This is a genomic window from Thermodesulfobacteriota bacterium (genome assembly GCA_034189135.1).
Lineage (GTDB): Bacteria > Desulfobacterota > Desulfobacteria > Desulfobacterales > JAUWMJ01 > JAUWMJ01.
On sequence record JAXHVO010000010.1, the window covers coordinates 1 to 4,815 of the forward strand.

Annotated in this window: 4 protein-coding genes; all 4 read right to left on the bottom strand. The window is 45.0% G+C overall.

Annotated elements, in window-relative coordinates; genetic code table 11:
- Positions 1-617 precede the first annotated feature (617 nt).
- The 4 genes from SWH54_01335 to SWH54_01350 all read right to left on the bottom strand — a co-directional run bounded on the left by SWH54_01335 (position 618) and on the right by SWH54_01350 (position 4,525).
- Entirely contained in the window at positions 618-1,820 is a 1,203-nt protein-coding gene (locus SWH54_01335; GenBank protein MDY6789885.1) for an MFS transporter, read from the bottom strand.
- A 4-nt stretch (positions 1,821-1,824) separates the two neighbouring features.
- A complete protein-coding gene (locus SWH54_01340; protein ID MDY6789886.1) occupies positions 1,825-2,247 on the bottom strand; it encodes a universal stress protein in 423 nt (140 codons plus the stop codon).
- 207 nt (positions 2,248-2,454) lie between these two features.
- Entirely contained in the window at positions 2,455-3,360 is a 906-nt protein-coding gene (locus SWH54_01345) for an aminotransferase class IV (GenBank protein MDY6789887.1), read from the bottom strand.
- 100 nt (positions 3,361-3,460) lie between these two features.
- Positions 3,461-4,525 (bottom strand): radical SAM protein, encoded by a 1,065-nt coding sequence (locus SWH54_01350; protein MDY6789888.1) that lies wholly within the window; start codon positions 4,523-4,525, stop codon positions 3,461-3,463.
- Between the last annotated feature and the right edge of the window lie 290 nt (positions 4,526-4,815).

Genomic DNA, 4,815 nt, shown 5'->3' on the forward strand with positions numbered 1-4,815 from the left:
AAATGGATTTGGTCGCAGAACAGTAATTTTAACACAATAATACCCCTTAAGGGGTTATCAGTATCGATGCCCTTATAGGGCTTTATGCAAGCCTCCGGCTGGGCCGGAGGTCATGACTTAAATGCTGTTGGTGGAATTTAAAAAAAAGCTTTTAAGATATCGAAAGATTGGATGGATAGATCTAAGGTTGGTATATGAGTCGGATTTTGTAGCGGTTTGATATTACATCGAATGTTGGAATTGATTACAGATTGTCAACCAAATATGTGAGAGATTATAACTCAAGTTTCGCACCGCAGTTTGGCGGAAGCAATGCCCTGACGGCAGGTAACAAAAAAAATCAGATGTGAATCGAGATGGTTATATTTTTTTCTGTAAGGGGATATGTGGGGGATCTATTCCATCTTTTCGCAGTGTTCGGATATTTGGGAGATGCTGTCCCTGTTATATTGTTTAGCAACGGATAGACTTTATCCCAAATATCCGGACACGCTGCAACCGATTCAATTCATATCCCCTGGAAGAAAATAATATAACTGTCTCGATTCACACCTTCAACGCGAATCGGCGCTTTAAGAATACCGCCTCCACCGTAGATAAGGGGTGCGAAACTTGAGTTATAATTTAAGGAAATAGGCAAGAATCGCACCCAGGATAATCATGCCGCCGACCAGGCAAATTCCAATGGTGAATGAGGCAACATCGCCCATAAAGCCGATAAAAATAGGAACCGCCCCACCGCCAATCATGAAGGCAAAAGGTACGGCCAGAGAAACGGCAATGTTTCGGGCTTCGGGCGGTCCAATACGGGAGAGTGCTGCGAAACCGGCCGGGAAAAAGCATACCGACGCCATGGGCTGTATAAAAATTGCCCATAGAACCCAATCGCCTGAAGTTGCCCCCATCGCAATGGTAGCCATTCCGCTAACCAGGAAAACGACAATCATTGTTTGACGTGGACCGAAACGATCCGAGGCCCATCCACCTGCAAATGCCATAAACAGACATGAAACCCTGGAAAAAGACACCAGGGTGTTGGCTAAGTTTCGATCAATGGCGTGATCGGTGACCAGGTACAACGGGAGCATGGTGTAAACACCAAGGGTACCAGCGACTCCCAGGCCGAACAGCACCACCAGAATCCAGAAAGGAGGCTTGGCAAGGAAGATTTTAAAGGAGGCCAATCCCGGAGCCGCACCGGTAAAGGAACCACCACGACCGTAGCGGGCAAACATGACTCCGAGTAAGATACTGGTCATACCCAGCATCACAGGGACCGCCCGCCAGGAAAACCATACCATGATTAACTCCGATAATAATGGCGCCATCATAAAACCCAGATTGGGAGCCAGTTCATGGACGGCAATCGCTTTTCCCCAATATCGCGGATTGATCAGCCCCGTGAGGGTGGCAATCCCTGATGGCAGGTAAAGGCCAGCACCAGCTCCTAACAGAAGCAGGGTAATCCGAATGGCCAGGAGACTGCTGCTAAAAGCGGTGAAGATCAAAGTAAGGCCAAGAACAACAGAAGAGAGAATAATGGTTCGTCGATGGTTCAGGCTGGCTGCAATCCAGCCAGACCCTAGTAAAGTGATGAAATATCCGATGGAGAGGTAAAAAAACAGGGAACCGGCAGCGGCATGGGTGATGTCAAGGTTTGCTTCGATTTCCGGCATCAGCGGCGCATAGACGACCCTGGCGGTGAAGTTAAGAAAGAAAATGGCCGATAACAGCAGAAGCGGACCGAAACCGCTGCGCAAATCCAATCCTTTCAGTTCCTTGCCATCGCTGTCTGGTGCGATTGATTTTTTACTGTTCATCAAATTATCGAATAACCAGGACAGGGCAGGGTGCCATAGTTAGTACCCGTTGGGTACAACTTCCTAACAGCAATCCTTCCAGTTTGCTGCGTCCTCGAGAACCCATGACAATCATGTCTATTTTTTCAAGATTGGCAACTTCACAAATCGCATTGGCAGCAGGTCCTTCAAGAATTCTTTCTATAAAAGAAATTTCGCTTTCCTGATAAAGTTTTCGATAAGGCGCTACCAGCTTGTTTGACTTTTCCGTTATTTTGTTGATGGCGTTTTGGAAGTGGGGTTCTCCCAAAACGACCGGAAACGATTTGTGGCAATGCATAAGTACGATTTCACCGTCCATGAGCGTAACCAGCTCCGCAGCATATTTGGCTGCTCTCATGGAATACTCAGATCCATCCACCGGCACCAGAAATTTTTTTAAATTCATCAGGATTTTCCTCCATGTGAGTGATCTGCATTCATTTTACAATATGGATCACTAATTTTATATCAAAACTTCCTAACACAATTTGTTATATTACTACAAAAAAATTTACCATGAAAGAATTTTTAAAATATATAACCGGATAATACAAAGACATTCTTTATCTCACCCTTGACTACCACTTTAAGCATTTTAAATTGTGATAAAAATTTAATCGAGCGCCTGGAACCAGTCATTGAAGCGGTCATCAGAAAAGTTAATGATGCTGTTCATCTGATCCTTAACCTGCTTGGTTATCGGTCCCGGTGCTTGCAGATGCCGGTCTTCAAAACGGGCGACCGGTGAAACCTTTGTCCCCGAATAGGAGGTGAAAATTTCGTCTACAGTGAAAAGCTCTTCTTGCGAAATCGGATCCTCTGAGAAGGGAATGCCGATTATGGGTGCAACCTGAAGGATGGATAAACGAGTAATACTGGACAGAACACGCCCCAGGGGTGGAGTTTTAAGAATTCCATCTTTAACCAGGAAGACCGATTCAATGGAACCTTCGGTCAGAAAACCATCGGTTCCCAACATAAAGCCAACGTCAAACCCTCGTTCAAAAGCGTCTTTTCGAGCCAGATATCCGTTTAAATAGTTGGAACAAGCCTTGGCTGCGACGGGTACTGTTTCGGGATGAATTTTTCGCCACTTGGATAGACAGGCTGTGATTGGCTGGGCTAAATCCATGCTCAACTCTTCGCTTGCCGGAATGGCAAAGATGGCCAGGTCAAGCTTGGATTCCAGTACCAAATTAATGATTGCCTCCTCACCCCAGTAGGCCAGCATTTTTATCAAACCACGTCCCAAATGGTTGGTTTTGACGGTTTCGCTAACAGCCTTGACCATCTCATTCGTGGAGTAGGCCATTTCCATACCTAAAAGACTGGCGCTTTTCATCAGCCGCTTGAGATGTTCGTCCATGCGAAAGGCCACAGGGCCGTTGGGGCCCTCATGAATACCAAAGACCTCAAAGATGGCGGATCCCCGGGAAAATCCGTGTGACAAGAGCGGCACCGTGGCCTCCTGCCAGGGAATCATGTTGCCGTTGAGCCAAACTTTCCTGTCGTCATGCATGTGAACCTCCTTAAATTTTAATGGGGTAAAAGGGCATGGATCCAATTCTCTTCAACAATCAGCTTCTAGTTATCTTCATGTGAGCTGGTAGATGATAATTTTATTGATATTGTTTTGCTTCCTGTTTAACATATATATTCTTAATATCGATAGAGCGGGGGTCAAGCTTGGTCAAGCCGCATTTTTCGGCCGATTTCATTGCCTGCAAATATTCTTCCACGGTGATTCTACGAGCAATTTTTGGGTAGTCAAAGGCTTTAAACTCTACACTGTATTGATGCATAATGTTTACATAGGTGGATTTTGGAAGGTTCTCGGCCACCCATTGAACGAATTTCTTAGTTCCGGCAACCTGATTGGGCATCACCAGGTGCCTGATCATCAGCCCTTGAAAAGCGATACCCTGGCTGTCAACCATGTGCTTCCCCACCTGTCGATTCATTTCCATAATCGCTTTTTTTGCCATGTCAGGATAGTCTGACGCTCCGCCCAAATATATTTCTGCGTAATCCGTATCCATAAATTTCATATCCGGTAAATAGATATCCACGATACCGTCGAGCATTTTCAATATTTCAACACGTTCGTAGCCACTGGTATTATAAACCAGCGGAATGCGAAGTCCTTTTTTAAAGGCCATTCTCACCGCATTCAAGATATTCGGCATCACATGGGTGGGGGTGACTAGGTTGATGTTATGACAGCCGATCTTCTGAAGAAGCATCATAATACCGGCCAGGTCTTTATCAGTCATTTCCCTGCCATATCCTTTATGGGATATGGGCCAGTTCTGGCAAAAAACACAGCGAAGATTGCAGTTAGAGAAAAAAATGGTACCAGATCCGTTTTTTCCGACCAGCGATATTTCCTCACCAAAGTGAGGACTGGCCGAATAGACCACAAGTTTGGCCGGTGCACGGCAAAAACCCAGCTCGCCCTTTTGGCGATTAACGCCACACCGACGGGGACATAGTTCGCACTGTTCGAAGATAGAGTAGGCTTGCTCTATCCGTTGAGCCAATTTACCTTCCTGCTCCAGTTGCCCATAAGCGGGATACCATCTTTTCCCTTTTCCCTTTGCAGCGTAAAGAATTCGACTGGGAATGAGAAACGAGCCGGCAAGGGCAATGGAATTGGTTATGAAATCTCGTCGGGTGAATTTCATAAATATAAGGCGGTCTTTTATTTTTGTTCAATGGTCAGATCAGTCATAATTCAACAGGAAATATTAAATACCAACATACCCTTCTTTACCTGTTTTTAAAAGAAAAATATTTGAGGGGCCGGGAAGTTTCTTATCAATAGTCTTATTTGTGAACCGTTTGAGTTTTAATATTTGAGCCTGTTCAATAATTAAAGATTTAGCACAGAGCTAATTTTGCCGGATTTTTCATAGTCAAAAATGATATCCTGGGTAAGTACGATATCATGCTCGATGGCATGAATAGATACATT